General features: G+C 39.3%; 20 protein-coding genes. 3 read left to right on the top strand and 17 right to left on the bottom strand.

Translation table 11 applies throughout. From position 1 onward, the window contains the following. Positions 1 to 38: 38 nt before the first annotated feature. From brxC to EVJ20_RS13600, 3 genes are read right to left on the bottom strand one after another with little or no spacing between them, the layout of a single operon-like run. Positions 39 to 3,641 (bottom strand): BREX system P-loop protein BrxC, encoded by a 3,603-nt coding sequence (gene brxC, locus EVJ20_RS13610; protein ID WP_131508621.1) that lies wholly within the window; start codon positions 3,639 to 3,641, stop codon positions 39 to 41. 19 nt (positions 3,642 to 3,660) lie between these two features. Then, a complete protein-coding gene (locus EVJ20_RS13605; RefSeq protein WP_131508619.1) occupies positions 3,661 to 4,203 on the bottom strand; it encodes a BREX protein BrxB domain-containing protein in 543 nt (180 codons plus the stop codon). Then, the gene (locus EVJ20_RS13600; RefSeq protein WP_131508617.1) at positions 4,190 to 4,804 is read right to left on the bottom strand and encodes a DUF1819 family protein; all 615 of its coding nucleotides are present in this window, start codon (positions 4,802 to 4,804) and stop codon (positions 4,190 to 4,192) included. The genes EVJ20_RS13605 and EVJ20_RS13600 overlap by 14 nt, the downstream gene beginning before the upstream one ends. 358 nt (positions 4,805 to 5,162) lie before the next feature. On the opposite strand from EVJ20_RS13600, the gene EVJ20_RS13595 reads away from it, so the two are divergent. Then, positions 5,163 to 6,197 (top strand): HNH endonuclease domain-containing protein, encoded by a 1,035-nt coding sequence (locus EVJ20_RS13595; protein WP_131508616.1) that lies wholly within the window; start codon positions 5,163 to 5,165, stop codon positions 6,195 to 6,197. A gap of 332 nt (positions 6,198 to 6,529) precedes the next feature. On the opposite strand, the gene EVJ20_RS13590 is transcribed toward EVJ20_RS13595, so the two are convergent. From EVJ20_RS13590 to EVJ20_RS13575, 4 genes are all read right to left on the bottom strand, one after another. Continuing rightward, on the bottom strand, positions 6,530 to 7,180 hold the full coding sequence (locus tag EVJ20_RS13590) for a hypothetical protein (RefSeq protein WP_131508614.1): 651 nt from the start codon (positions 7,178 to 7,180) through the stop codon (positions 6,530 to 6,532). A gap of 557 nt (positions 7,181 to 7,737) precedes the next feature. Next, positions 7,738 to 8,388, bottom strand: coding sequence for a hypothetical protein (locus EVJ20_RS13585; protein WP_131508614.1), 651 nt, complete (start codon positions 8,386 to 8,388; stop codon positions 7,738 to 7,740). A gap of 282 nt (positions 8,389 to 8,670) precedes the next feature. Beyond that, positions 8,671 to 9,579 carry a protein rep gene (locus tag EVJ20_RS13580; protein WP_131508612.1) on the bottom strand — a complete coding sequence of 303 codons (909 nt, stop codon included), beginning with the start codon at positions 9,577 to 9,579 and terminating at the stop codon, positions 8,671 to 8,673. 127 nt (positions 9,580 to 9,706) lie between these two features. Continuing rightward, positions 9,707 to 10,360 carry a hypothetical protein gene (locus EVJ20_RS13575; protein ID WP_131508610.1) on the bottom strand — a complete coding sequence of 218 codons (654 nt, stop codon included), beginning with the start codon at positions 10,358 to 10,360 and terminating at the stop codon, positions 9,707 to 9,709. Between the two features lie 63 nt (positions 10,361 to 10,423). Between EVJ20_RS13575 and EVJ20_RS13570 the strand changes: the two genes are divergently transcribed. Beyond that, positions 10,424 to 12,235, top strand: coding sequence for a DNA/RNA helicase domain-containing protein (locus EVJ20_RS13570; protein ID WP_131508608.1), 1,812 nt, complete (start codon positions 10,424 to 10,426; stop codon positions 12,233 to 12,235). A gap of 118 nt (positions 12,236 to 12,353) precedes the next feature. On the opposite strand, the gene EVJ20_RS13565 is transcribed toward EVJ20_RS13570, so the two are convergent. From EVJ20_RS13565 to EVJ20_RS13555, 3 genes are read right to left on the bottom strand one after another with little or no spacing between them, the layout of a single operon-like run. Beyond that, entirely contained in the window at positions 12,354 to 13,622 is a 1,269-nt protein-coding gene (locus tag EVJ20_RS13565; RefSeq protein ID WP_131508605.1) for an McrC family protein, read from the bottom strand. Then, on the bottom strand, positions 13,622 to 15,853 hold the full coding sequence (locus EVJ20_RS13560) for an AAA family ATPase (protein ID WP_236636448.1): 2,232 nt from the start codon (positions 15,851 to 15,853) through the stop codon (positions 13,622 to 13,624). The genes EVJ20_RS13565 and EVJ20_RS13560 overlap by 1 nt, the downstream gene beginning before the upstream one ends. Before the next feature lie 38 nt (positions 15,854 to 15,891). Continuing rightward, positions 15,892 to 17,070, bottom strand: a complete 1,179-nt coding sequence (locus EVJ20_RS13555; RefSeq protein WP_161568118.1) for a competence protein CoiA family protein — start codon at positions 17,068 to 17,070, stop codon at positions 15,892 to 15,894. Between the two features lie 157 nt (positions 17,071 to 17,227). On the opposite strand from EVJ20_RS13555, the gene EVJ20_RS13550 reads away from it, so the two are divergent. Further along, the gene (locus tag EVJ20_RS13550) at positions 17,228 to 17,974 is read left to right on the top strand and encodes a hypothetical protein (RefSeq protein WP_131508601.1); all 747 of its coding nucleotides are present in this window, start codon (positions 17,228 to 17,230) and stop codon (positions 17,972 to 17,974) included. A gap of 113 nt (positions 17,975 to 18,087) precedes the next feature. Here the strand turns inward: EVJ20_RS13550 and EVJ20_RS13545 are convergent, their stop codons facing one another. From EVJ20_RS13545 to EVJ20_RS13515, 7 genes are all read right to left on the bottom strand, one after another. Beyond that, positions 18,088 to 18,438 carry a hypothetical protein gene (locus EVJ20_RS13545; protein WP_131508599.1) on the bottom strand — a complete coding sequence of 117 codons (351 nt, stop codon included), beginning with the start codon at positions 18,436 to 18,438 and terminating at the stop codon, positions 18,088 to 18,090. A 31-nt stretch (positions 18,439 to 18,469) separates the two neighbouring features. Then, entirely contained in the window at positions 18,470 to 19,027 is a 558-nt protein-coding gene (locus EVJ20_RS13540) for a DUF6036 family nucleotidyltransferase (protein WP_131508597.1), read from the bottom strand. A gap of 85 nt (positions 19,028 to 19,112) precedes the next feature. Continuing rightward, the gene (locus tag EVJ20_RS13535) at positions 19,113 to 19,922 is read right to left on the bottom strand and encodes a hypothetical protein (RefSeq protein WP_131508595.1); all 810 of its coding nucleotides are present in this window, start codon (positions 19,920 to 19,922) and stop codon (positions 19,113 to 19,115) included. Next, on the bottom strand, positions 19,919 to 20,695 hold the full coding sequence (locus tag EVJ20_RS13530) for a ParA family protein (protein ID WP_131508593.1): 777 nt from the start codon (positions 20,693 to 20,695) through the stop codon (positions 19,919 to 19,921). The genes EVJ20_RS13535 and EVJ20_RS13530 overlap by 4 nt, the downstream gene beginning before the upstream one ends. Continuing rightward, positions 20,692 to 21,381 (bottom strand): hypothetical protein, encoded by a 690-nt coding sequence (locus EVJ20_RS13525; protein ID WP_131508591.1) that lies wholly within the window; start codon positions 21,379 to 21,381, stop codon positions 20,692 to 20,694. The genes EVJ20_RS13530 and EVJ20_RS13525 overlap by 4 nt, the downstream gene beginning before the upstream one ends. Continuing rightward, a complete protein-coding gene (locus tag EVJ20_RS13520) occupies positions 21,378 to 22,157 on the bottom strand; it encodes a ParA family protein (RefSeq protein WP_131508589.1) in 780 nt (259 codons plus the stop codon). Before EVJ20_RS13520 ends, EVJ20_RS13525 begins: the two co-directional genes overlap by 4 nt. Positions 22,158 to 22,853: 696 nt before the next feature. After that, on the bottom strand, positions 22,854 to 23,921 hold the full coding sequence (locus EVJ20_RS13515; protein WP_131508587.1) for a hypothetical protein: 1,068 nt from the start codon (positions 23,919 to 23,921) through the stop codon (positions 22,854 to 22,856). Positions 23,922 to 24,067: the final 146 nt, after the last annotated feature.

The raw sequence follows: 24,067 nt of genomic DNA, 5'->3' as shown, positions 1-24,067 counted from the left end.
AAATATGGGAAGCAAGGATATCCTCACTTCCCTAATAATTAGTTAATTTCTAATGTGTTGTTTTTTAACTCTTTCAATAAAGCGAGGCGTAGTTCCTGGATTGCATCGTCTAAATCTTGTTGTGTAGTAATTCTTTTATGTGTAATCATACTAGCTAATTGTATCGGTGAAATATATTTTGTTTGTTTCTCATGAATAACTTGTGGTGGAGAGAGCGGTGTATCAATATCCGGGTCAGGTTCAATCATTGTCGGAACAGCAGGTTTGTTTAGAATATCCTGTTCCTTTTTCTTTGCAAGCTGTTCGATACGATCCGTTAACGAACGTAATTGATCAAGCTTTATACGGACAGCTACAATGCTTTCTCCCTGTATAATCTGTTCTTTTAATAGTTTAAACTGTGCATCAAACTGTTGAATAACCTCAAGTACAGGAACTAGTGAATGATAGAAGTCTCTCAACCCAATCACACGTTCTTCAAACTGTTCTATTTGCACAAGAATCGCTTGTTTTTGTTCTGTCACTTCTGTTTGAATCGCTTGTTGAAGTTTTTCACTCAAAACGGGAAGTTGTGGTATATCACGGTACGGTTCAGCTTTTGTTAAAATGTCAGTCATTTGTTTTTTTACAATATTAACTGTTTCTGACTGCATATATTGTAAATCAGCTTGATTCTGCGATAATGATTGCACAGCTTCATCGAAACGTTCGATTGGTGATTTTAAATAAAAGCCTACCAGTTGATCAATTGTATCTGTCCATTCTTCCAAATCATCCTCAATATTAGTAAACTCACGGACTAATTGCTCTGGATTACGAATTTGCAATAATTGATGAATATCCATGGAAAGTGCATTAATTTCCCGTTCTCCGGGGTAAGGATAATTCGAATGACGATTGGCTTCACGTTTTTGTTTAATGCTAGTAAGTGGTTGTATAAATCGTTCTGTTAACGCATCTGTAATAGCGGTAGCAAACTCTTGATAAGAATCGCCTACTTCTAACCGGCCAAAAAATTCGCGGAAAATACCCGTAAATTCTCGACGAATTTTCGGATCTACTTCGATTTCTGGAATAATGCGGATTTTATCCCGTTCAGCTAGCTTACCTAATTTATCGTAAAAGTTCACTGTAGTTGGCAATAGCCGTTCATCTGCGACTGTTAAATGCAATTTTCCAGCATGCAATAATGCTAACACTAAACCTATCGTATCGTATTCGCTCCAACCATAAGGAACACTTCCATATTTTTCAACAACTTCTTTTAATGATGGTTTTTGATGTAAACGAATCACTTCTTCTAAATAGCGTAAAACTTCTTCAAACGCTTTTCGGTTACCCGTTTCATCTAATAAATCGTTGTCAATTCCTTTTTCAACAAGATGTTTCCATTCATCTTTCGCTGCCTTAAAAGCAATCGGCGTATCGATGTATTCTAAATACTTATACGTATTTTGAATCAACATTGTAAAAGCTTGAGTCATTTGCACATCAAAATTGCCTCTAAATATACGCTCTTGCATTTGAATATAGAAAGTCGCTTGCTCGCATGCTTTTTTTACCAGCTCTTCAGCCTTCTGTTCAAATTCTTCCGTTGACATTAATTTTGCATCGTATATTCGGTGCTGTGCGGTGGTTGTGCTGTTATTTCGTTTTAAGTTTACGTAGCGACGTACTTGTTCTGAATAACGAATTGCTTCTTCAGCTTCTGCAATGAGTTCTTCACTTAAATAGATGACCATTTGCCCTTCTACTGCTTGTAATTGTGCCTCTGTACGAGAAATCGATCCTGAATATACTTGTAACGTTAGCGCATGTGACATATTTCCTTTTGAGTAGCTATCAAAACGTTTGTTAAAATCAAACGGTGGCGTGTCTTTTCGATAGTCAAATTTCGCTTTCGGATACATTTTCGTAAAAAACAAGTCGCCAATTTGCTCTTTGATTTTGCTAACATTAACTTCGACATTACGAATCTCTTTATTAATTTCCTGTTCTTCATCGGAGAGGAAAGAATATGTGCCATCCGCGTGCTTTTCAATAAACATCGCTTGTTCCAAACGATTTAACGATTCTTTGATTGGCAAATCGGTTTGGTCTGAGTCAATTGCTTCTAATAAAAGTGTCGCAACATTATTTGGCGTTGCTTTAACGTGGTCAATTCCCTTAATTAAATACAAGACTTTTAAAACATCTATGTCTTGAGCAAGCAGCCCTTCATGATTTTTCGCACGATTTTCAGCGCTTGAAATCGTTTGTGTGATGGTTGACTCTAAAAAGTGACGGATAGAAGGGAAAAACTCCGCCATCGTTACAAGATTTCCAATCTTTTCTTGCCCATTTAAAATCGCTGCCTCTTGAAATGCTTTCAATAATGAGCGTTCTCCACGTGAAGTGGAGGTCCCGCCCTCACCATGGATATTTATTTTTTCTAACACTCTTTGCAGCAAATCGATTTGATAAGGAATAAACGGATAAAACGCAGTAAACTCCTCTACGGAACGATAACCAGAACGTAATTGTGTTGTATTAGAGTCAAATGCCAAACGATTTTTGATTAATTGTTCACTAGGCTCAAAAGTTGCCTGTAAAGTTTTTTCAGCTGTTTCTGTTTTTTCTAAAAGTCGACGTTTTATTACTACGTCTGTATTTGAACTCGATAAGTTAATACGTGTTGCAAAGCGACCTTGGATTTTTGAAAAGTCATTTGTACTTGAAATGTTCGCAACTGCTGTGATTTTTTCTTGCGAAGTGACAACCACCCAAGCTTGCCCCATTGCAGCAGCTCCGATTTCTTCTACTGCATTTTGTAAATCGAGCATTAAGTTATTGTCAGTGCCTATGTATTGACCAACTTCATCAATTAAAAAGACTAAACGATAATCTGGCCCTTGTTTTTTACAATACACCGCAACCAGTTCACCTAATTCTTTAGCTGATATCGCAAACTCTTTTTTAGTGATTTCAAAAATAAAGCTGGCAGATTCCTCATCATAGCCAAGTTCCATTAATGCAATAATAATTTTTTTTCGACGTGTCACCACTTTATTACGAAAAGATTCCCATGATTCATCATACAACTCAGAGATTTTTTGTTTAAATTGCTCAAAATGCCCTTCTTCATCTAAATGACGCTCAAAATTTGCTACCCATAAAGTTTTCGAATAACCCAAATGATTATTGAAAATACGAAGCATAATTTCAATTACACTTTCTTTATTAGAACGGGCAGAGTTTGCACCCGATTCTGAACCGACATTGAATAATAACGCATCCGATTTTTTTTCATTAATCACCATCATATTTTGTAACAACTGTTCATTTTGCATTTTGTCCGTAAAATATTCGTATGGTTTTTGGCCGTCTATAACTTTTCCATCTAACAGATAAGATAAAATTTTTAAGAAGTGAGATTTACCTGAACCAAAGAATCCTGACACCCATACACCCACATCTTTTGTTGGTGTTTTATAAGCTTTTATATAATTTTGATAAAAAGTCTGTAAACTATCAGCAATTTCTGCTGTTACTACGTATTCTTCCATTTCATTTTGGATCGTTGCTTCGTCTAATTGACCAGCTTGGACCACCCCATTAATGGGACGAGTAATGGATTTTTTGAATATGTCTTGAATAATCATCTTATGAGCCTCCTATCTTTTATGAAATACGCGCCAATTGGTATTCGTCTTCATTTTGGAAAATACTAAACAAGCGCAGATCCAATCCTGTAAAGTAACCTGGATAAAATAAAATAATCGTTGTACGAAATGCATGATTTGATAGTTTTTTTAAAACTTGACTTGAACGTAAAAAAGGATGCACTGTCCCAACTCCAGTAATAAAAATAAGTTCTGCATCTTCAGCTTGTTCCATAAATGTATCAACTACTAAATTTTGATCTTCTAATACCGTTTGTAGAGCGTGGGTCAATTCCCCAAATCCTTCTTCTTCTGCAAGAGCAATCAATTCTTCTAAATCATCTTCGAACATACTGAGCAAAAAATGAAATAGATTAATTTCTTTAACATTTAGTGAAGTACGCTTTAATAAATTTTCAGTATATGTACGAACAATTAATTCATCTTCAGGCGGATAGTCAAAAACGTAATGAGGGATTTCACTTCCTATACCAGTTGGAGTAGTGAACCCTTCTTCGTTAATTCGCTTTTCCATTTTTTGTAACCGATCAAAAGTGGCCATGCCCATCCCCTGCCTTTAAGTTACTTAGTAAGTAGAGTAATAAATCGTGTTGTTCTGCATATTGTTTTAAGGATTGACTCATATACAATGGACGAATAGTATAAAAACTATTTTGTTGTTCTAATAAATCACTTTCACGTAAAAATAAAAGAATTGCACTGGCAATGCGTTTTTTTGTATCTGGTCGCCAATCTCTTACTTTTTCAGATTGTTCCTCTTTAAGTTCTAAAAAGTGAGCTAAATCGGTTGTTTGAAGTGAAGGTTTCCCTTCTTGATATTTGAAAACCACTACTTCTTGGAAGAATTCATAAGCATAACGATATGCTTTTAAAAAACTATATAAAGTGAGCGCTTTTTGATCTAAGCGTGAACTATTTAAAAAATATTTAACCAATGCTGGAGTAAAAGTTTCAGCACGACGATATACCATTTGAAAGCGGCGCCGGATACCTGATTCATTTCTCATTTGAAACAAGTTATGTTCCATAATTTCATAAAGTATTTCCTGACGAGAATAGCCCTTCTGTTTATATTCTAACACTGTTTGTAATTCTTGTTGAAACCAAGCTTCACTAGTGAAGCCTGCTGAATATTCCATCATGGTATCCTCTCCTTTATTTACTGTAAAATGAGGTTAATATTGCTATATTCCTATTATAACTATATTTTAAAGGTTTAAATAGATGAGTAATAAGAATATAAAAAATGCAAACTCAAGGCATTAGATTAAAAAACTCTAATAAAGGAGTAATTTTCTGAAATAACTAAACGTACAAATCCTGACTTTCTCTATGCTCCATCTCCATTTATTCATAATCGCTCAGAGGTTATTAACCGAGATTTAAATCGCTACTATAGTCTATAGAAAAATACTTTCTAAAATGAAGGAAGATTTTACTTGAGAATATATTTATGCTTACATACAAAATCTCATAACATAAATTTCAGGAGCGTGACTAATGAATACTTTTACGGAATTTCATCCCTCTTTAGAATCTTATTTCCGCTCAATCATTCTTTTTGGACGAAATGTTGCCTCTTATAAATTCGCCATGGCAAAATCTCTTTTAGAGTTAAATCAACATCACACGAATACATTTATTTCTCTTGAAGATGTATCTATTCCATTCGCTCATCATGTATGTGAACACTTAAAAATAAGTGATAGACAAGCTACCTCTTCTTCAAGTAAATTTTTAGACATTTGTCGAGGATATAACGCAGGAAATGTATCCCATGAGCAACTAATAGATGCTACTAAAAAACTAGGATTCGTGAATGTATTAGACGCATTTCATAATGTTAGCAACGGAACGCTTCCGGTTTCCTTTTTCGAGGTACAAAAACATGGGAAAACAAAAGGAATTGTTTTAACTGATGATCTGTATAAGATCTTACAATCTGTACAATCCGAGAATTTCTCACTCGAAGTGGAAGCTAGATGGCGATTAGTTGAAACAGCGTGGAGCCTAAATATCGCTCCTTCTCTATTAAATGTTAAACACGATACCATTAAGGAGCAGTTCTTTATCCAAGAAACGGATCGACATAAACGAATCAATATTACTTCTTCTAGGGACGCTCTAAATGGTTATCAAAAAGGAAAATGTTTTTACTGTTTCCGTGATATTAGTATTCAATCAGGTGACCTGAGTTTAGCTGATGTTGATCACTTCATTCCTCATACTTTAGGCACCGAATTTGAAGAGAATTTGAATGGCGTTTGGAACTTAGTATTAGCATGCCAAAGCTGTAACCGAGGAGAGAATGGCAAATTTGCACGCATTCCTTCACTGGAATATTTGGAACGGCTTTATCGAAGAAATGAATTTTTCATCGAAAGTCACCACCCATTACGCGAAACTTTACTTAACCAAACTGGTGCTTCCACTGACGCACGCATTAAGTATATACAAGTGATGTATAACTTAAGTGTGTCTTTGTCAGGCGGAATACGTTGGAAACCTACTTTCGAATTACCAGCTTCTTTTTAAACGAATTTTATCGTGATTTTCGGTTTAGCTCCAGCGCTTGCATTCTATATTTATAAATAAGACGTAACTCTGATCCAATCATAACCATCAAGAGTCGGTGTTAAGCGAGATATTGAATATTTATCAGTACAATTTATCGTTGTTTGTTCATGAACAACGTCACCACCCTTCTCCGAGATACGACATAAGTAATATCTCGGAGAATATAGTAATCTTTATCGGACTTAGAATATGAGATATCAGCGCCTGCCAATTCCCGACTGATGAACTGCTCCATAGAGTGTGATGAAAAATCAGCACCGATTCGCTCGCGAAATCGTTTCACTGCATGTTTAGACAAAGTTATTGACATCATAGACTACTCTTCCTGCGTGTCGATGGCATTGAACAGTGTTTCCGTGCAGTGTGTAAACTGGTCGATTATGAGCAACGCACCATTTGATCAAGGATTCAATGAATTGAATTGCGTTGCGATTAAGTTCAGGGCGCTCTAGTAAAATCTCATAATCCGGAATGAAGAGAACCCGGGAAGAGACGCGAGACGTTGATCGAGATAAATACTGTGCTCCCATGACAAAAAAGTCTTCGAAATCGATCGGTGCAGAAACTTCTGTTTTTTGACGCAAAGCAGTTTTATACTTCTGCACGAACTCTGCCACTGTGTGAGAATCAAAGTGACGTAAAATTTCGGTATTTCCGTTCAAGTGTGAGCGGAATAAATTCGCAAAATGAGCTGCAGAAATAGTCGCTTCTCGAGGATATACAGACGAGATGGCCTCATTCATGTAGTCTCCCGCATAACGTTCTTGATTCGGTAACATACGATGAATAAATTGATGGTATGTCAGATGACGATTCGAGTTTTGAATACCACTTTCAAATCGCCGACGTGAAATCATAACAACAGGTACGTTGTGATGATTTTCTAAAGCAGAATGGATGGGCTCGATCATACGGATAGATTGGACAGGTAAAGTGTTCATAGAAGTGTCTCCTTTCAAAAGACAAGGGTATGGTTTTTAAATTCAATTCTCGGCGGTGGTAACCGCGCTAAGAAGTAATCTTAACGATCAACGTATGTTTTTAACGAAAAGTCTTAAAACATATATTGATCTCATAAAGTTCACCGGCGGCAGTAGCCGCAGCAAGGACTGTCGGGTCGCAAGCTCTTTATTCACTTCTCGCCGGCGGTAGCCGGATCAAGGCATACAAAAAGAGGATGAGATCCCCTGTACATAGGGCAATCCCATCCTTCACTCGATAAATAAGACGTAACTCTGATCCAATCATAACCATCAAGAGTCGGTGTTAAGCGAGATATTGAATATTTATCAGTACAATTTATCGTTGTTTGTTCATGAACAACGTCACCACCCTTCTCCGAGATACGACATAAGTAATATCTCGGAGAATATAGTAATCTTTATCGGACTTAGAATATGAGATATCAGCGCCTGCCAATTCCCGACTGATGAACTGCTCCATAGAGTGTGATGAAAAATCAGCACCGATTCGCTCGCGAAATCGTTTCACTGCATGTTTAGACAAAGTTATTGACATCATAGACTACTCTTCCTGCGTGTCGATGGCATTGAACAGTGTTTCCGTGCAGTGTGTAAACTGGTCGATTATGAGCAACGCACCATTTGATCAAGGATTCAATGAATTGAATTGCGTTGCGATTAAGTTCAGGGCGCTCTAGTAAAATCTCATAATCCGGAATGAAGAGAACCCGGGAAGAGACGCGAGACGTTGATCGAGATAAATACTGTGCTCCCATGACAAAAAAGTCTTCGAAATCGATCGGTGCAGAAACTTCTGTTTTTTGACGCAAAGCAGTTTTATACTTCTGCACGAACTCTGCCACTGTGTGAGAATCAAAGTGACGTAAAATTTCGGTATTTCCGTTCAAGTGTGAGCGGAATAAATTCGCAAAATGAGCTGCAGAAATAGTCGCTTCTCGAGGATATACAGACGAGATGGCCTCATTCATGTAGTCTCCCGCATAACGTTCTTGATTCGGTAACATACGATGAATAAATTGATGGTATGTCAGATGACGATTCGAGTTTTGAATACCACTTTCAAATCGCCGACGTGAAATCATAACAACAGGTACGTTGTGATGATTTTCTAAAGCAGAATGGATGGGCTCGATCATACGGATAGATTGGACAGGTAAAGTGTTCATAGAAGTGTCTCCTTTCAAAAGACAAGGGTATGGTTTTTAAATTCAATTCTCGGCGGTGGTAACCGCGCTAAGAAGTAATCTTAACGATCAACGTATGTTTTTAACGAAAAGTCTTAAAACATATATTGATCTCATAAAGTTCACCGGCGGCAGTAGCCGCAGCAAGGACTGTCGGGTCGCAAGCTCTTTATTCACTTCTCGCCGGCGGTAGCCGGATCAAGGCATACAAAAAGAGGATGAGATCCCCTGTACATAGGGCAATCCCATCCTTCACTCGATACGTTATGAACAACTCTGATAGTTCTGAGTTTCTGTAGACCATACATAGACATCTTTCTGCATCGTATTACCGCAAACTTCACATGTGTCGTCATGTAGAGTTTTGTTAGCCCGTACATTTTTCAGCGTCTGCTTTAAGTTCCCTCCGAATGCAATGATTCTCCGTTTAAATAGGGCTTCTTCATACACTTGAAAGTCACCTTGTCTCAAAATGCTGGATAAATCATTCACTTTCATAGGGTACTTACATACTTCTAGAATAGCCCCCACTAGCCCTTTAGAACTCTGTTGTGTTTTCGATTTCACGCGACGTACATCAACAATAGGATCATAGTCAACATTCAAGCTTTCTTTCCATAACCGCTGCCATTCCTTTTGGGATATATAGTACTTACCTGAAAAGTAAGACGCATTTGTATTAATCAAAACATGAAAATGTGGATGATATGTCTGCTCTTCTTTGTTATATGTAAGTTCAAAAGCACGGAACCAACCTTTCACTGCAGTTCTAAATGATTTCCGCTGAGAAAAACGTTGCCAACTTCTCATCATATTATCGATCTCTCCAGCTAACTCGCTAACTTCACAATTTCGAATCGTTAACGTTAAAAATATCCAATTTGCTTGCTTTACACCTTTGTCGTGCAGATCATCTACCACTAGACGCAATTCTTGCCCAAGGACATGAGATCGATGAACTGTACATGTCGGACAAAAGCGATTCTTACAGTACTGAATTCTTACTTTAGATTGATCCTCATGTTCTCCACAGTGACTATGCAATATGACGTCGCTACACTGGAGAAGTGACTCCGCAGCACGATGCTTACCAATATTATGATATGCAACAGCAAGTTGTTTTTGCGTGGTTTGAAATTGTTTAAAAGATTTGTATCTTACTGTATTACTCAAATAGACACCCCGTAAAAATGTAAATTTTTTCTTTTATTATACTATCGAAAAAATGCTTTACCCATTTTTATAAATGTCTGTAAACTTCTTGATGATTTCTTGAGATGTGTAGAGCCAACTAATGTATTCATTTCACTTTTAAAATTTTTGATGCAGTCTCCGTCATATCATGCCCATTATCAATAATTAAATACACTGCTTTGGCTTGAAAAGGAGTGCTTTCTATAAAATGAATCAAACGCTCAACTGATAATTCAGCTTCTTTTTCGAGCACATCAAAAAATTGAAACGTACTGATGCTAAATAGCAAGGATACACCTCTGTAATCCTTTTTCGCTTTGTTCAACATATTTTGTTTTGTTTCGTACATATAGTGCTCCGCTCGTCGCTTCAATCCAGAATAATCCGTTAACCGAGAATGACTATATCCCACTTCATTTAATCCTTTTGCGATTTCCATATTTCTCTGACCTTCTTGAAACGCGCTAATTTCAAACTTTTCTTCATACCCGCTCGAATGCTTAACTACAAAGTCATATCCTTGCTTTCCTAAAATAAGTTTTACTTTTGATGCAGGATGACAATGAGGCGATAATGAAAATAGATATGCAGGCACAAACTCTTCGTTAAACTTTTTAAAGATTCCAGTGCCAAAGCGAGCTAACTTTAGAGCCTCTCTATCTTTTTTCAAGGATTCAATAACATAATTAAAGTATAGATGCATCTCATGCGGTGCTCGATACAGTGATAGCTCTTTTAAAATGTCAAATTGCTGTTGCATATTTGTGCCCCTCTTTTAGATATTTCTTTAACTTTATTATTCATCAGTATAGGAGTGAAAAGCATGAACTATGGTTGGTCCGGATCGATACAAGAATTTTTAGAAGTTTCACTAGACTCATTTCTTCAGTCGTTACAACGAACGACCCATGATGCATCAACAAGTCAGATTAAAGCGTGGACCGATTCATTTCATAAATTACAAAAGCTGTTTTCTACTTTTCCTCATGTGAATGCTTCACTCATTTTTGAGTATCAGTTAATTCGGGGAGGTGGGCGACGGCCAGACATCATACTGTTAATCGAAAATCATTTAATTGTCATCGAATGCAAAAGTTACAATGCAGTATCCCAGGCAGAGTTCATTCAAACGTCACTGTATGTGCGTGACCTTGCAAACTACCACTCTGAAGTGTTAGCGCACGAAGCAAACGTTTCAGGAATTTTATTACTTACAGGTGACACAAGTGATCGCGTGACACGCGATCCGAGTCACAATATTTTCATCGCTTCACCTATTGGATTAGCTCGAGTGATTCAAAAAGCAATCAAAGAAAATCATCACCCTGTTTTAAGTGTAAGTGACTTTCTCTCAGGTCAATACCAACCCTCACCATCTGTCTTAGAAGCCGCTCGTTCAATTATGAAGAATGAAGAGCTACCGCGTGTCCGAGCTCTCCACAGTTCAAATTTTGAAAGTGTTCATGAAACAATACAAAGCATTATTCACCATGCACAAACGTACCATGAGCATCATCTCGTTTTAGTAACCGGCGTGCCTGGTGCAGGTAAGACTTACTTAGGGATGTTAGTAGCTCATGAATTTGATAATGCTGTGTATCTGACGGGGAACGGCCCATTAGTAGAAGTATTACAAGATACACTCCAAAATGAGACGTTTGTACAAAGTCTTTATAACTACAAGATGGAGTACTTGAAACACGAACGTACCCCGCATGAACATATCATTATTTTTGATGAAGCACAGCGTGCGTGGGATGCGAATAAAGTAGACGCATCCCTAGAGAGAACAGCAGTTGGCAGACGACAGTTAAGTGAGCCGGATATTATTATGAACATCGCTACGCAGAATAAACGTTGGAGTGTGACAATCGGACTCGTTGGAGAAGGACAAGAGATATACTCTGGAGAAGAAGGTGGACTTCCTTTGTGGAATCAAGCAGTTAAAGATAAGAATGTGATCGTCCACTATAAAGATCCCGCTTCATTATTCCAGCATGCTACGCATATTTCTAAAGAGGACAATCTTCATTTGAACACGTCTTTGCGATCGCATACAGCATTAAATTATTCGAACTTCGTCTCCAATCTCATTGAAGGAAACTTCTTAGAGGCCTTAACATTTACTCAGGAACTAGATGCTTCACACTTCCACCTGCGCATAACCCGCGATTTAGATAAAGCCATATCCATGATAAATAACTTGTATACAGACGATTTCAAAACAGCAGGAGTGGTCTATGCAAGTGGACGGGACTATCAAAAACAAGTACCTGTTCTGCCATGGAGCTTACGCTATGAAAAGCCATCAAAAATCGTACAATTTTATAATAAACCGGACTCAGAATATCACTGTAAGACATTGAATTATGCAATTACAGAGTTCCAATCTCAAGGACTTGAACTAGACTTCGCTATTTTACACTGGGATGATGATTTCTACATAAAAGATGGTGAGTGGCGTGGTCAACACTTCCAAAAAAATGTGGAGAATCCGTTTCAAATCAAACGCAACGCTTATCGTGTGAATTTAACGCGCGGCCGTGATGGAATTATTGTATACATTCCATCAAAATCAATACTTGATGAAACATGGTACACACTGACGAAGACGTTACAAATCCCAGAGTTATAAAAAGAATGCGCTACTCGTACATAGCGCATTCTTTTTCATAAGGTGTATTGAGATTAGCTCCATAAAAATCAATCTACATTTGATGTAAAACATTTCGACGTCGAAAGTATACAAATATCTAGAACAGATGTTTATTTAAAAAAGACGTAAGACTGATTTCTACATTTTCACATTGCACAAACAAAATATTTACTTCCACGTCATCATCACTTTTAAAATGAATCACTTGATCCTGATCAAACCCGTCGTGCATTGGATACATAACAAAAATCTTAGTCGCGTTATATTTCTTTCCATATGCGTACATTTGATACATGTCTGCTTGAGAGATGCCATAATTTCGATTCGGCTTGTTCTCTAGCACTTTCCACTTCGTATCAATTACGATAGTTTGATTTTTGTCACGATGACGAATGACGATATCTGGCCGCAGCGCAAACTTTTTTTCAAATAAATAGTACGTTCGATCTTGTAAAGATATATTCCAATCAGAATTATGAAGGAGATGCTTTAGTGACTTTCCTACATAACTCTCAAATAAGCGTTCCATAGGATACAACAATGAGTTCATTGCTGTATCTCCAGAAAAACTAGTAAAACTCTGACTTTTTAAGAACACCTTAGCCCACTTTAGAGCACTTTCGTAATGGATCATGTTTCGACTTGAATGAACATGTGAGAAATCATGTTCAATAGATTTTGATGTTTCAACAGCATCAAAGTGATGAAGCAGTTGTTTAATCGCCTTTCGATTCGCCTCACTAATGGATTGTTTGTTTAGGTAGACGAGTGTGGTTTTCAACAACCGATTTTCTGCTCGATTCAGTCCAAATTCGTCATATGCTACGTAAAACCGCTCTTTGTGAGTTAAATTATGTCGTATTTGTTTTGAGAAATTCATTTTACCTTTGTATACAGTTAAGTTATCTTCGACTGGATAGTAACTCGATTGGAGACCCTTTCGAATTACGCTCTGAACTTCTCGTATATACAATGTGATGAACACTTCAAAAATAGGCATGTTTTCGGTACTTAAATTTGCTACATTAAATGTCTTACTAGGAAAATCACCTAGTGTTTTAAGCATCTTTAATAATACTGTTTTTGATTCTGTTTTAGTCACTCCATGAATTTTAGGGAGAATTTGAAGCTGTTGCTGACTAGTAAGTTGTAAGACACCTACATAGTTTCTAGCTCGAATTACTTTTCCTACTCCACGCTTAGCAGAAAGTGATAAAAAATCGATCGCTGCGTCTCCAGCAATTGCATTCATCTGCAGAATCATCTGTTCTAGTTGATCGAAAGATTTTTGATCGATGCTACCCGGTTCGCTATTCACCGCTAAAGTATCGTATTCTAATACTTCAATAACGTTAGATTTTTTCATTACTCATAGATCTCTTTATAACTTTCAGGATTAGAAAAAGCAGATAACTGTAAAGTGTATTTCATTTCTGGCAAGTCGATTTCAGGCGTCCCTTTAAAAATATTCTGGATACTTATTTCAGACTCTCGGATAAACTTGAGATGATCTGCTTTTGCATTATCTCCAAGAATCATTTGAATTTTACTATAGTCTTCGTAAAAGTATTCTTGCAGTAACGGGATAATCGCATTGATAAAAATATTGCTCAAAGTTTCAAGTGTAGGATTGCTTTTCAATGGTACAAAATATGCATGCCCTAACATATGTTCTCGATCATATAGCACTTCGATTCGTTGATTTATCACGCTCAACATTTCTTTCACATTTATCGAATCAACCGTAATACCTGATAATACTTGCGCGTCTGGCATCATTTCAATGAATTGAAATCTTCTTCTCAATGCCGTGTCCATCAAAGCAATTGAACGATCCGCTGTGTTCATCGTCCCTAAGATGAAAACATTATCCGGAACCCCAAATTCAGATTTCGAATAAGGAAGCTGGACTGTCATTTCTTCAGCCGCTCCAATCCGCTTTGAAGGTTCAATGAGTGTAATTAGTTCGCCTAAAATTTTCGAGATATTCCCTCGGTTAATTTCATCAATGATGAATACATAAGGTTCTTGATTTTTCGTAACAGGTTTTGCTTGCTGAGGAAGATACTTCTGTAGCAGCTCTTGTGCATCATTTACAGAAATACGCTTCAACTTGTATACCGTATTTAACGTTAAGTTTTTACGCTTATTTAATTCAAAGATGTTTTCATTAATATTTTTCGCGACCCATTCAACTTTTCGACTTCTTTTGTAATGTGTGACTAAGTTGTTTTTTTTATCTGTAATGTAGTCTTTTTCTGAATCCAACCATTCTGGATCTCCAACAATCACACCAATCGCATCAATATGCTTTTGATCTTTCAATGAAAATATGAGATCGCCGATTTTCATTTCATTATAAAAATCGTTAAGAATATTTTTCGTATTCCCCTCAGGCTCTTTCGAACCATCTAAATAATCTTCTCCAAAGTGGTCCCAACCAATTCGAATCCGATCATGTTCAAAACAATCACGTTTGACGTCATTAGTTCCACTTCCGCCAAGAGATACTTTCCAAACTTGAGCGCTACTTTTTACATGCATATGCTCGGAAACAATATCCACCTCTTGAGCTGTTTCACAAAATTCTTTAAAGATTCCTGATTGAATTTGATATTCAATTTGAGTTTGGTCATCTTCTAAGGTCGGCTTAATTCCTTCAATAAACTCTTCATATCCATATGATTGATGGAATGTTGTAAATACAATACGATTATTACGCTTTAAAGTATTGTATCGTTCTAAGACAGTTTCATAAGGTTCATTTTGCAGTGTATTTAACGGTTTTCCGTCTATGATACTTACTGCATGTAGAATCGTGTTGAATGTCTTCCCTGTCCCAGGAGGCCCATATAAGATGGTATTTTTTGAATGCATTGGTTGCAGAACTCCAGTCTTCTTTGGATTATTTTGATCGTTGTCAGATGGTTTTATATCCTGAAGAATATACTGATAGCAATCCTTCAAGTACTGAAAGGCAGTAGTTAATTCACGTAGAATATCCTCATTGGACAACTGTCGCTCCTCAATATCTGACAGTGTCAAAATGTACACGAGTTGCACTTTTTTGTATTCTTTTGTTCTTAGTTTTTCTTTGATCTCTTCAACAGTTTCTTCGTGATTAATAAAATCTACGTTAAGAGCAGTCGTGATTTTATATGAATAGTGTGCATCTTCAGTAAGTCGATAGTCTAACAATCGATGATGTCGATTAATGTCCTCTACTGTCGCATTTTTCTGATCTAATTCGACGGCTATGCAAAACTGTACTTGTTGATTTATTTTTTCGGCAAAAATGGAGATGCTAGACGGATAAGTTGTATACTTTTTGTCTTTAAGTTGGCTCCATAAATAATGACGAACGGATGTATTAGCCCCATCTAGCCATTTAGACTTATTGGGGGGAACAAGTTGATATGTTTCGGCAAACAGTAAACCAAGTTTATGTAGTTCATCCGCTGCTTCCCCACCACTTTTTTTACGCGCTAAAATCTCGGGTTTCATCTCGTCAGTAGTTTTATCAGGACGAGTATACTTTGCACCTGCATAGTTAGATAAATGCGTTAGAATTGCATTAAAATTAATCTCAGAGTTCATTCTCGTATTATTCCGCCTTTTTCATTTATTTGATTCAATCATTTCACCTTGTTTGATTCTACTTGTTGAAGCCGCCTCTCAATTTTGAACTCAAATTCAGCTAGCGTTTGATCCACAACTCTCCTTGCTGCTTTTTCAACTTTATCGAGATTCGGAACAGGAAAATCAAAGCCTATAACCTGGTCTCGCGATAAATCATTCCATCCCCCAACATAAGCTGTGACTTCAGCTCTCCTCATCATTTTATTTAACAAGTCATAAAATATGTTTGTCTCCGCTGCAACGTAATAACTCCCGTCATTAATGGTTAAGAACGGCTTCCCAGCTTTTGATTTTCCGTAGCGTACATTCTTTACTGTGACCTCGTTTTTAATCACAGTATTATGTGCTTGGCACATAAAATAATGTGCGCCCTCAAACACCTTATGATTGTTTAATCCAATCTCGGGTTGATCAAGCAGTTCTTTTCTTAACGCTTGAACAGCTCGTTTTTTCAAATGGAGCTCAGGCAGAATACTGTCTTCTTGCATAAGCTGTAAATGTAATTCTTGTTTGTATGTAGCGAATAAATAATTCAATACATTTGATTCCATATGATTAATCTCTGCGTCAAAGAAACCCGGTAAGTAATAATCATGAAGTGTAAATTCGATTTGCGTTGTACTTAGTTGTTTTGGAATTACCTCAATGAAAGGGATTCGATGATCAACAAAGTATGCCCGCTTGTCAGGTTCAATTTGATGGCTTACGAATATCTCAAAACAAATACTGTTTTGCAACTCCTCATTTGCTGCAAAAACATCAACGATATAAGGTCCAATCCTTCTTTCAATTTCTCCAGAAGCAGGAAAGTAATCGTAGAACTCTAAGATATCAGCAAGTCTTATATTCGTTTCATTTTGAATAGGTATCATTTTTCTTAAATCGTTCAATACTTTAGAATGATCACTCCGTAAAATTTGAAATTCGACATTTAATGCACTTGATCCACTAATCAAATCTGCGAGGTAATGCTTTGCATGAAAATGTAGAATTGTTTCGGGCGATGCTGAACAGTTTGAGTTAGCTTGATGTGCGAAATGATGCTCTCGCTCTTCTCCTTTTTTAAACCAAACTTGCTCTTTACAAAATGGGCAAGTGTACACCTTACTGCGATCATTAACTTCTGTAATGTGATGTAATTTTGAACCATTATAAGCATAACTTAACTTTATCATCAGATAATGTTCCTCCACATTCATAATAAGTATAATTTTACCTTTAATATGGTCGGAACCCATGTTTTTTTAATTGATAGGTGCCAAATTTTTAACGGCAAAGGCATAGCACGCACGGTATGCTATACTTAAAAAAATGATATGGAGTGAAGATTACATGGCCTCAAACGAAACAAAAGTAAAATCATTTCGTGTCTCACAAGAAGTAACTGAGCATATTCAGCGTCTGATGGAGGAACGGCAGATCACGACTAATCAGCTGTTCGAGGAATTCATTCAATTAGCCGATAAACAAGCCCCGGACCCTTTGCTTGATGAGGAGAACAGCGTACTGGAGTCGACGTTGAATCAAATCGTCGCCCTCTTCAACGAGCGCGCAGCTCGACTGGAGCGACAACAATCAGAAGCTCGACGAATCAACTCTAAATATATGGAGACGATCCATGAGCTGGAACGAAGCGTCGTCGTTGAAAGTGAAGAGCTTAAAATGGAGTACGACAAGAAAGTCGCGTCACTTCATGAGGAACGAGCAGAGCTTGAGAATCAAATGGCTCAACTCACTGAGGAAAAGGCCCATCTTCAATCCACATTGGATTCAGAACGAGACTCTTTCAAAGGAGAATTGAAGGTACATAAGAAATTGATTTTTGATCTGGAAGGTAAATTGAAAAAGCTCGAGGATGAACGTACTCAACTCAATCGCCAGAATCAAAGTCTGATGGACGTGGTCGACGATTTAAAAGCACGCACCCGCCGCTCAGATCAATTAGAAGAAGAAAATCAAAAACTTCACCTTGAGGTCCAGCTCTTGCGCCGGGAGAAAGAAGCGTTTGAGGATCGAATGAACGAACAAATTGAACTTGCCGTCCTTCGTGAACGAAACCATCGACCAGATAACACCTAAATCAGCAAAAAAGGTACTTAATTCATTCCGATACGAATGAATTAAGTACCTTTTTCTTTCTATAGAATTCGATTCTCACTACTCATTGCGTAGAAGTACACGAGCGGTTCTACTTAGGATTTCACGCGTAATCCGCGGGTTTTGAATCGATTACGCTTTTCTTCTAACTGTACTTTCATATCTACCGAAAATGCGGTTTCGGGAGTGCTGTAGGCACGCCGCGCTGCCATACTGAGCATCTTAGCAACATCCTCCACTCGATCTTCATGCATATTCAACTGGGCGGCTCGCACATACCGACGAGCGGTTTCGCGATCCTGGAGCGATTCAGGGACCGAGACATGCCGACTTAACGCCAGGGCCATCAGAGCTGTCTCTTGACGATAGCTCGTCCCGCCTGCCTGCATGCGATTCAGTTCATGTGTCAGCTCGCGGTGGAGACGCACATTGTTATCGTTAGCCATCGGTCACCCTCCTCTATGTTTCTTTGATTTATTATATACCCTTTTCTTGAAAAATTCGACCCAAGTCATGGACATTGCAGAACGGGTCCTCCCACGTCATATTTGACTGATATTCCTCGACAAGTTCAAGAAGCTTGTCCTTATCGCAAAGTTCCAATAGGTTTGTGTTTTCGAGATCTTCCAGGTCCTTTTGACGAGAAGAAAAGATCTTGGTACATGCGAGTAGCTCAATATCAGGAATGTAAACATCAATGGCGTCAAATAGACCTTCGATTTTATGACGATAGTCATTTTCCTTAAAATCTTCACGCGGTGGAAACTGAATCACACCTTCGACAATTTCAATCTCGTATTCGTGAAGCGCGGCTCTAAGTTCCGGGGTGACGACTCCTTCCGTCACGCGTATGTCGATGTCTCGAGTTGGACGATATTGCGTTTCTTTATTCATCATTTCGATGAAAAGGAGAATTCCTGAAGCGCCTACCACGACAAACTCGACCTCGATGTTCTTTGATGCACAAAAGGTATCCAGGACTAATAAGGTATCAATAATACTTTCTACATCCTTGTATTGATTGGAGTAAGACATGTATGTTCCTCCTAATTAAAATGGCCCACTTTGATCCGACGTAAAAGGAACCTTAGTGGGCTATATCTTATATCGACTTCAATTATCACGTGTTATCCGCATTCAAGTAGGCATTAAGAGCACGACGGATAATCTCATCTTCCGACACATGCTCTTTTTTTGCAGCTTTCGTTAATCCAACATATAAAGGATCTGTCAAATCGGTAAAACGAATCTGTAAACGCATCGGTTTAACAGATGTGCTTTCGACTTCGAGTACGCGTTGCTCTTGACGTTCGATCAACATCCGTTTCACTTCCCGCAGCTCTTCGCGCGTCATTTCGTAGACAGTCTTGTCTCCGCTAGACGTGTAGTACTTCTTATTCTCAAGGAGAGCGAGTTTCGGATCCTCAGGCCACGACAACAACTCAGCAAGCTTTGTTGCGCTAAAGTCTTGCTCAAGCGTCTTCTCTAAAATATTGGGCCCGAACGTGTTCCAAAATGAGATGAAGCGGCTGACTTGCGGTTGTGACATCCCAATCTTGGCCAAGAAGTCTTTCCAGGTCCCTTCTTCTTGCTTGAACTCTTTTTTTGTCTCCGGGTCACGAAACAGACTATTCGCATGGGCAAGGATTCGACATTTCTCGACAAAGCTTGTCGCTTGGATCGCATCGATATGGTTGTAGTACTGAATAATGCCGTCCATGTCTTCCGGAAGCTTTTTCGTGATGATCCGCGACAGTCCCGTTGCCGGGAGTGCCTGGTAAGGATTGGAGACGGTTGTCGTCGCGGAGAACTCTTTCACGGCCTCGACTTGTTCTGTCCGGCTATCGGCAGCTTGTTGGTTTTGGTTCACCGGAAGGTTGGCACTGAACGTCGAGATTTTTGGGGTATGCTTCTTTCGGTTACGTGTCATAAAGCGAGAACCTCCTGGGCAAGTTGTAGATAGGCATCCGTCGCTGGGCTCTTGTGATCGATTACAGGACGGGACTCCCGCTGCAACGTCTGGACTTTCACTGCGTACGGAATCGTCGTCAAGACCGGAATCCCAACTTCTTTCCCGAGTTCTTCGAGTTCTTCGACCGTCGTCACGTCCCCTTTTGAGCGTGCACTTACCATCGTCGGGACGAATGCAGCGATATGGATGTCTTCCCGGAATCGTTTCATCTCTTCAAGTTCCTCTGGCGCCGAATAGACGGCGTCCATTGAGAACTTTTGCATCTGAACAGGCATGATAATGCGATCCTGAGCGACGAGCGCGCACCGAGCATACGGGTTAAGGGCTGAAGTCGATCCTGGGCAGTCGATGAGACAGATATCGAACAACTCGTCGATTTTCGCGAGTTCTTCACTGAGACGATACTCGTACCCAATTTGGCTCGTTAAGTCACTTGGTGAGGCCGAACGTCTCGTTGGTACCAGATAGATGGTACCTGTCTCGTACTCACACGTTACGATGACCTGCTCGATTGGTGTATAGAACGGATCATTCTCTTCAAGTAGACAATCAAGTAAGACTTTCCCGTCATAATCGTTTGTCAGACCAAGGCCATTCGTCGAAGACGCCTGGTCGTCCGCGTCAATGACGAGAACACGTAATCCGTCACGAGCATAAGCATGAGCTAAGTTGATGGTCGTTGTCGACTTCCCGACTCCGCCCTTTCGATTGTACAGTGCGATTTTCTTCATGATTCGTCTCCTCGCTTCTCGTCTGTGACGTCGATGATGTTGACATTCACGGTCCGTTCGATCATTTCAGCTAATAGCTCGCTTACGCTCCGATTCTGGGAATGGGCATATTGTTGGAACTGATCGGACAGGTCGGTCGGGATTCGCGCTGATAGAATAGCCGATGGTTTCTTCGCTTTTTGAAACGGGCTAACTTTCACCTGTTGCACAGGTTCACGGGTTTTACGGACCTCACGAATTTGTTTGACCGTCAACTCGTCGACGCTTCGAGACTCGCCATCAATATAGAGTCCTTGTTCGACGACTTCTTCGACGTTGTCGAGATACATCAGTTCGAACAGTTTAGATGCCGGTAAGCTGGCAAGGGACGCTTCAAGTTGATGTAACGTCTCATAGGCTTTGACGTACCGAGAAGCCAGGGAACTAGACATCGACACGGCCTCAAGAAATCCGAGCCATTCCTTTTTATCATGCATCTCAGAACGAGCGATAACGAGCCGTTTACCGATCTCGAATACAGAAATCGTTTGAACTTTCGAGAGTTCATTAATCTCATGGACGAGGTCCTCGACTTCTTTTGATACCGGAAGCTTTTGAACAAGCGCGCTGATATTCGTCAAACCGCTTTGGTACGGATGCTGTTCACTCGACTTAATCTTATGGATGCTTCGGTTCCGTGCCTTCATGAGGTCGCACCTCCCAGGATAAGTTGTTGGGCCAACTGGCGAAATGGTTCGGCGAGCAATTTGGATTCTTTGGAGCGATACTGAACGACGCTCTTCCCACTATCGGCCGCCTTCTCGATGAAGGTGGAACGTTTGATCATCGGAAGGATGTCGAGCCTCTCGTTTTTCGCGATCGTTTTCATCGCTTCATAGTATTCCTTGTCCGCCTTCAACGAGGCGTCCATCGCGACGGGCAGGATCCCGCTGATGACGAGCTCCGGGTTGTAGAACTTCTTCACTTTCTGGACCGTGCGGACGGTGCTCGCAAGTTGGTCGAAGACGAGCTTCTTCGGCATGAACGGGATAATCGTCATGTCAGACGTCGAGAGGACGACTTTCGAGAGTTCGTTAATCGACGGGACCGAGTCCAAGATGATCCAGTCGAACTCTTCCTCAAGCGGTGCGATCATGTCTTTCAATAGAAAGAGCTTGTCTTGCTCAGAGATCAAATTGATTAGTCTGGCATTTCGTTCATTCGAAGGGAGAAGACTCACATGGTACGTTTCATCGTCGAATAGGACCTCTTTGATATCGAGATTCCGTGTGTGCACATCAAACATCGTCATATATTTAATTGTATCCGACTCTTTCAGCATGAGTTTACTGAGTGAGCCCTGAGGATCTAGATCAATAAGGAGCACTCGTTGCCCCAGTTCTCCCAAGGCATAGGCCATATTCAAAGAACAGGTCGTCTTGCCTGATCCACCTTTCGATATGTAAAACGTGAGTACATTCATCTTCTCTCCCCTTTCTCTTTCATATCATGTCACAATCTCGTTTTCCTTACAATATAAAAACGGCTATAAGATCAATAAATACGACGTTAATTTGTATACTTTTCATATACACTTCTGTATACAAAAATACTAGTCAATCTCTTATGTATACGTTTCGACGTCGAATTGTATACATCTTTGTACTATTTGATTCGTGAGAAGCTGATTTTGACATGAACAAATTGGATTCCTACATCTCTTAAAGAAGAAATACGTTATATATTTGGATCTGGCTTAAATAATAGAAGAAGATATAAAACCATATTATTCTGAGTTAAATAAATAGAAATAGATTATAGAGAGTTAAATAAAGATTAATAGAATTAGAAAAGATAAAGGAACTTCAAATCCAGTCATACCAATCGTTCTGACAGTTTAAGTCAAAAGAGAAACTTCAACAGGATTACTATTTCTTTCACCAAGGCTTTTTTTATTTCGACAACCATTTGGGATTTAAGAAACAAAAGATGTTTTACTTCAACAAATACTTGATTAAGTGATGAATGGATTTGATTTTTTTCCTAAAAGTAAAAATAAGGCAGTCGATGCCCCCTGACTACCTAAGAAGACAGTTGAAAATAATAAACAGGCAGAGACCACTTGCAAAAATCGGTTCTTTTCATATTTTTTTCAAAAATGAGCACGACAAAAAGACCATCATGCGATAGCGATTTTTGCCTGGGCCCCTTTTAGTTGTTGATGGAGATAAAAAATTGGTTCCTCAAAGAACAGTTTATGGGTACTCGAGTGGACCAAGTCCTCACGGTGGTGAAGGAATGCTTGTTTTAAATCTTCGATGACCTGTTTGAACGTTTCAGCCCCAAATGTATCGCTCATCGAGAAGAGTGAGTCACGGTTGATCTTGAGTGCGTCAAAGTCGAAGAACTCCCCTACGCGCTTACGCAATTCGAACCAAAGGAGTTGAACATCAGAGCGATCTTTCTCTTTGATCTGCTTACTGTCTTGCGCAGCGGACAGTTGGACCTCTAGGAGCAACGGGCGTGTGACGTCTTGCACGCGTTTTTTAAGTGAAACGTTCTGTTTGACCATGTTCAAGAAGCGCTTGCTATCTTCAACAAGCGAGACATGTAAGAACTTAAGCCCGGACATCATCTTTTGGATGGCAAGTTTATGGCCACAATATTTAGGAAGGAATCCTTTGATCTCATCGTAGGTCAAGATCGCCTGTTCATTTGACTGGACGTGGACATCTTTCTCGACCTGGACGATTGTCCGTAGCGCGAGGCGCAACGTATTCACGTTATCGAGTGCGATCAATTCGGATAAGAGACCGTGCCAAACAGACGTATAGCCGGTCTTCGAACCGACCGAGGTGCCGTCTACAAATAAATCACGATAGTTTTCAAGGTAATCCGTCAATTGGATTGAGATCACGCCTGGGAAGTGACGCACGACGGTCATGAGACCATTCTGTTCGAAGGTCTTCAAGTTATTATGTAGGGAGCGGACCGAAGTGCATGACAAAGTAGCAATCATGTCGTCTTCGATGAACTCGATTTTACCTTGGTCGTCGGCGTAGGCGAGAATGGAAAGCACATGACGGATCCGGGACTTGGTCCACTTGAAAGCCGTGAAACAGGCTGGGATGTTGTAATGGTGCTGCTCATAACGATAATGGTCTGTTCGTTTCGTCCAGCGCGTTAGTCCGCTCATCGCAACCAATAGCTTGTTCGCGACCAATATGTGTCGATTTGTCTCCATCATCTCTCCTACACCTCCTCTATCCTAAAATATGCTAGTTTCAGTATCTTGTTCTTTCTGAGTGGTGTCAAAGTGCAATTTCAGTACGGTGTTTTGTTACCAAAATCAAAAAATCGTTGATGTAAAGCCATTTTGGTGAAGGAAAAACA

The organism is Exiguobacterium sp. SH0S1, from assembly GCF_004337165.1.
GTDB lineage: Bacteria > Bacillota > Bacilli > Exiguobacteriales > Exiguobacteriaceae > Exiguobacterium > Exiguobacterium aurantiacum_A.
Note: the sequence above shows the minus strand (reverse complement) of the source record. Positions and strands in the feature narration are given on the sequence as shown.

What these genes read in the sequence shown, in the direction of transcription:
- brxC (WP_131508621.1), bottom strand. Translation starts at nt 3,641, where the DNA reads ATGATTATTCAAGACATATTCAAAAAATCCATTACTCGTCCCATTAAT.
- EVJ20_RS13605 (WP_131508619.1), bottom strand. Translation starts at nt 4,203, where the DNA reads ATGGCCACTTTTGATCGGTTACAAAAAATGGAAAAGCGAATTAACGAA.
- EVJ20_RS13600 (WP_131508617.1), bottom strand. Translation starts at nt 4,804, where the DNA reads ATGATGGAATATTCAGCAGGCTTCACTAGTGAAGCTTGGTTTCAACAA.
- EVJ20_RS13595 (WP_131508616.1), top strand. Translation starts at nt 5,163, where the DNA reads ATGAATACTTTTACGGAATTTCATCCCTCTTTAGAATCTTATTTCCGC.
- EVJ20_RS13590 (WP_131508614.1), bottom strand. Translation starts at nt 7,180, where the DNA reads ATGAACACTTTACCTGTCCAATCTATCCGTATGATCGAGCCCATCCAT.
- EVJ20_RS13585 (WP_131508614.1), bottom strand. Translation starts at nt 8,388, where the DNA reads ATGAACACTTTACCTGTCCAATCTATCCGTATGATCGAGCCCATCCAT.
- EVJ20_RS13575 (WP_131508610.1), bottom strand. Translation starts at nt 10,360, where the DNA reads ATGCAACAGCAATTTGACATTTTAAAAGAGCTATCACTGTATCGAGCA.
- EVJ20_RS13570 (WP_131508608.1), top strand. Translation starts at nt 10,424, where the DNA reads ATGAACTATGGTTGGTCCGGATCGATACAAGAATTTTTAGAAGTTTCA.
- EVJ20_RS13565 (WP_131508605.1), bottom strand. Translation starts at nt 13,622, where the DNA reads ATGAAAAAATCTAACGTTATTGAAGTATTAGAATACGATACTTTAGCG.
- EVJ20_RS13560 (WP_236636448.1), bottom strand. Translation starts at nt 15,853, where the DNA reads ATGAACTCTGAGATTAATTTTAATGCAATTCTAACGCATTTATCTAAC.
- EVJ20_RS13555 (WP_161568118.1), bottom strand. Translation starts at nt 17,070, where the DNA reads ATGATAAAGTTAAGTTATGCTTATAATGGTTCAAAATTACATCACATT.
- EVJ20_RS13550 (WP_131508601.1), top strand. Translation starts at nt 17,228, where the DNA reads ATGGCCTCAAACGAAACAAAAGTAAAATCATTTCGTGTCTCACAAGAA.
- EVJ20_RS13545 (WP_131508599.1), bottom strand. Translation starts at nt 18,438, where the DNA reads ATGGCTAACGATAACAATGTGCGTCTCCACCGCGAGCTGACACATGAA.
- EVJ20_RS13540 (WP_131508597.1), bottom strand. Translation starts at nt 19,027, where the DNA reads ATGTCTTACTCCAATCAATACAAGGATGTAGAAAGTATTATTGATACC.
- EVJ20_RS13535 (WP_131508595.1), bottom strand. Translation starts at nt 19,922, where the DNA reads ATGACACGTAACCGAAAGAAGCATACCCCAAAAATCTCGACGTTCAGT.
- EVJ20_RS13530 (WP_131508593.1), bottom strand. Translation starts at nt 20,695, where the DNA reads ATGAAGAAAATCGCACTGTACAATCGAAAGGGCGGAGTCGGGAAGTCG.
- EVJ20_RS13525 (WP_131508591.1), bottom strand. Translation starts at nt 21,381, where the DNA reads ATGAAGGCACGGAACCGAAGCATCCATAAGATTAAGTCGAGTGAACAG.
- EVJ20_RS13520 (WP_131508589.1), bottom strand. Translation starts at nt 22,157, where the DNA reads ATGAATGTACTCACGTTTTACATATCGAAAGGTGGATCAGGCAAGACG.
- EVJ20_RS13515 (WP_131508587.1), bottom strand. Translation starts at nt 23,921, where the DNA reads ATGATGGAGACAAATCGACACATATTGGTCGCGAACAAGCTATTGGTT.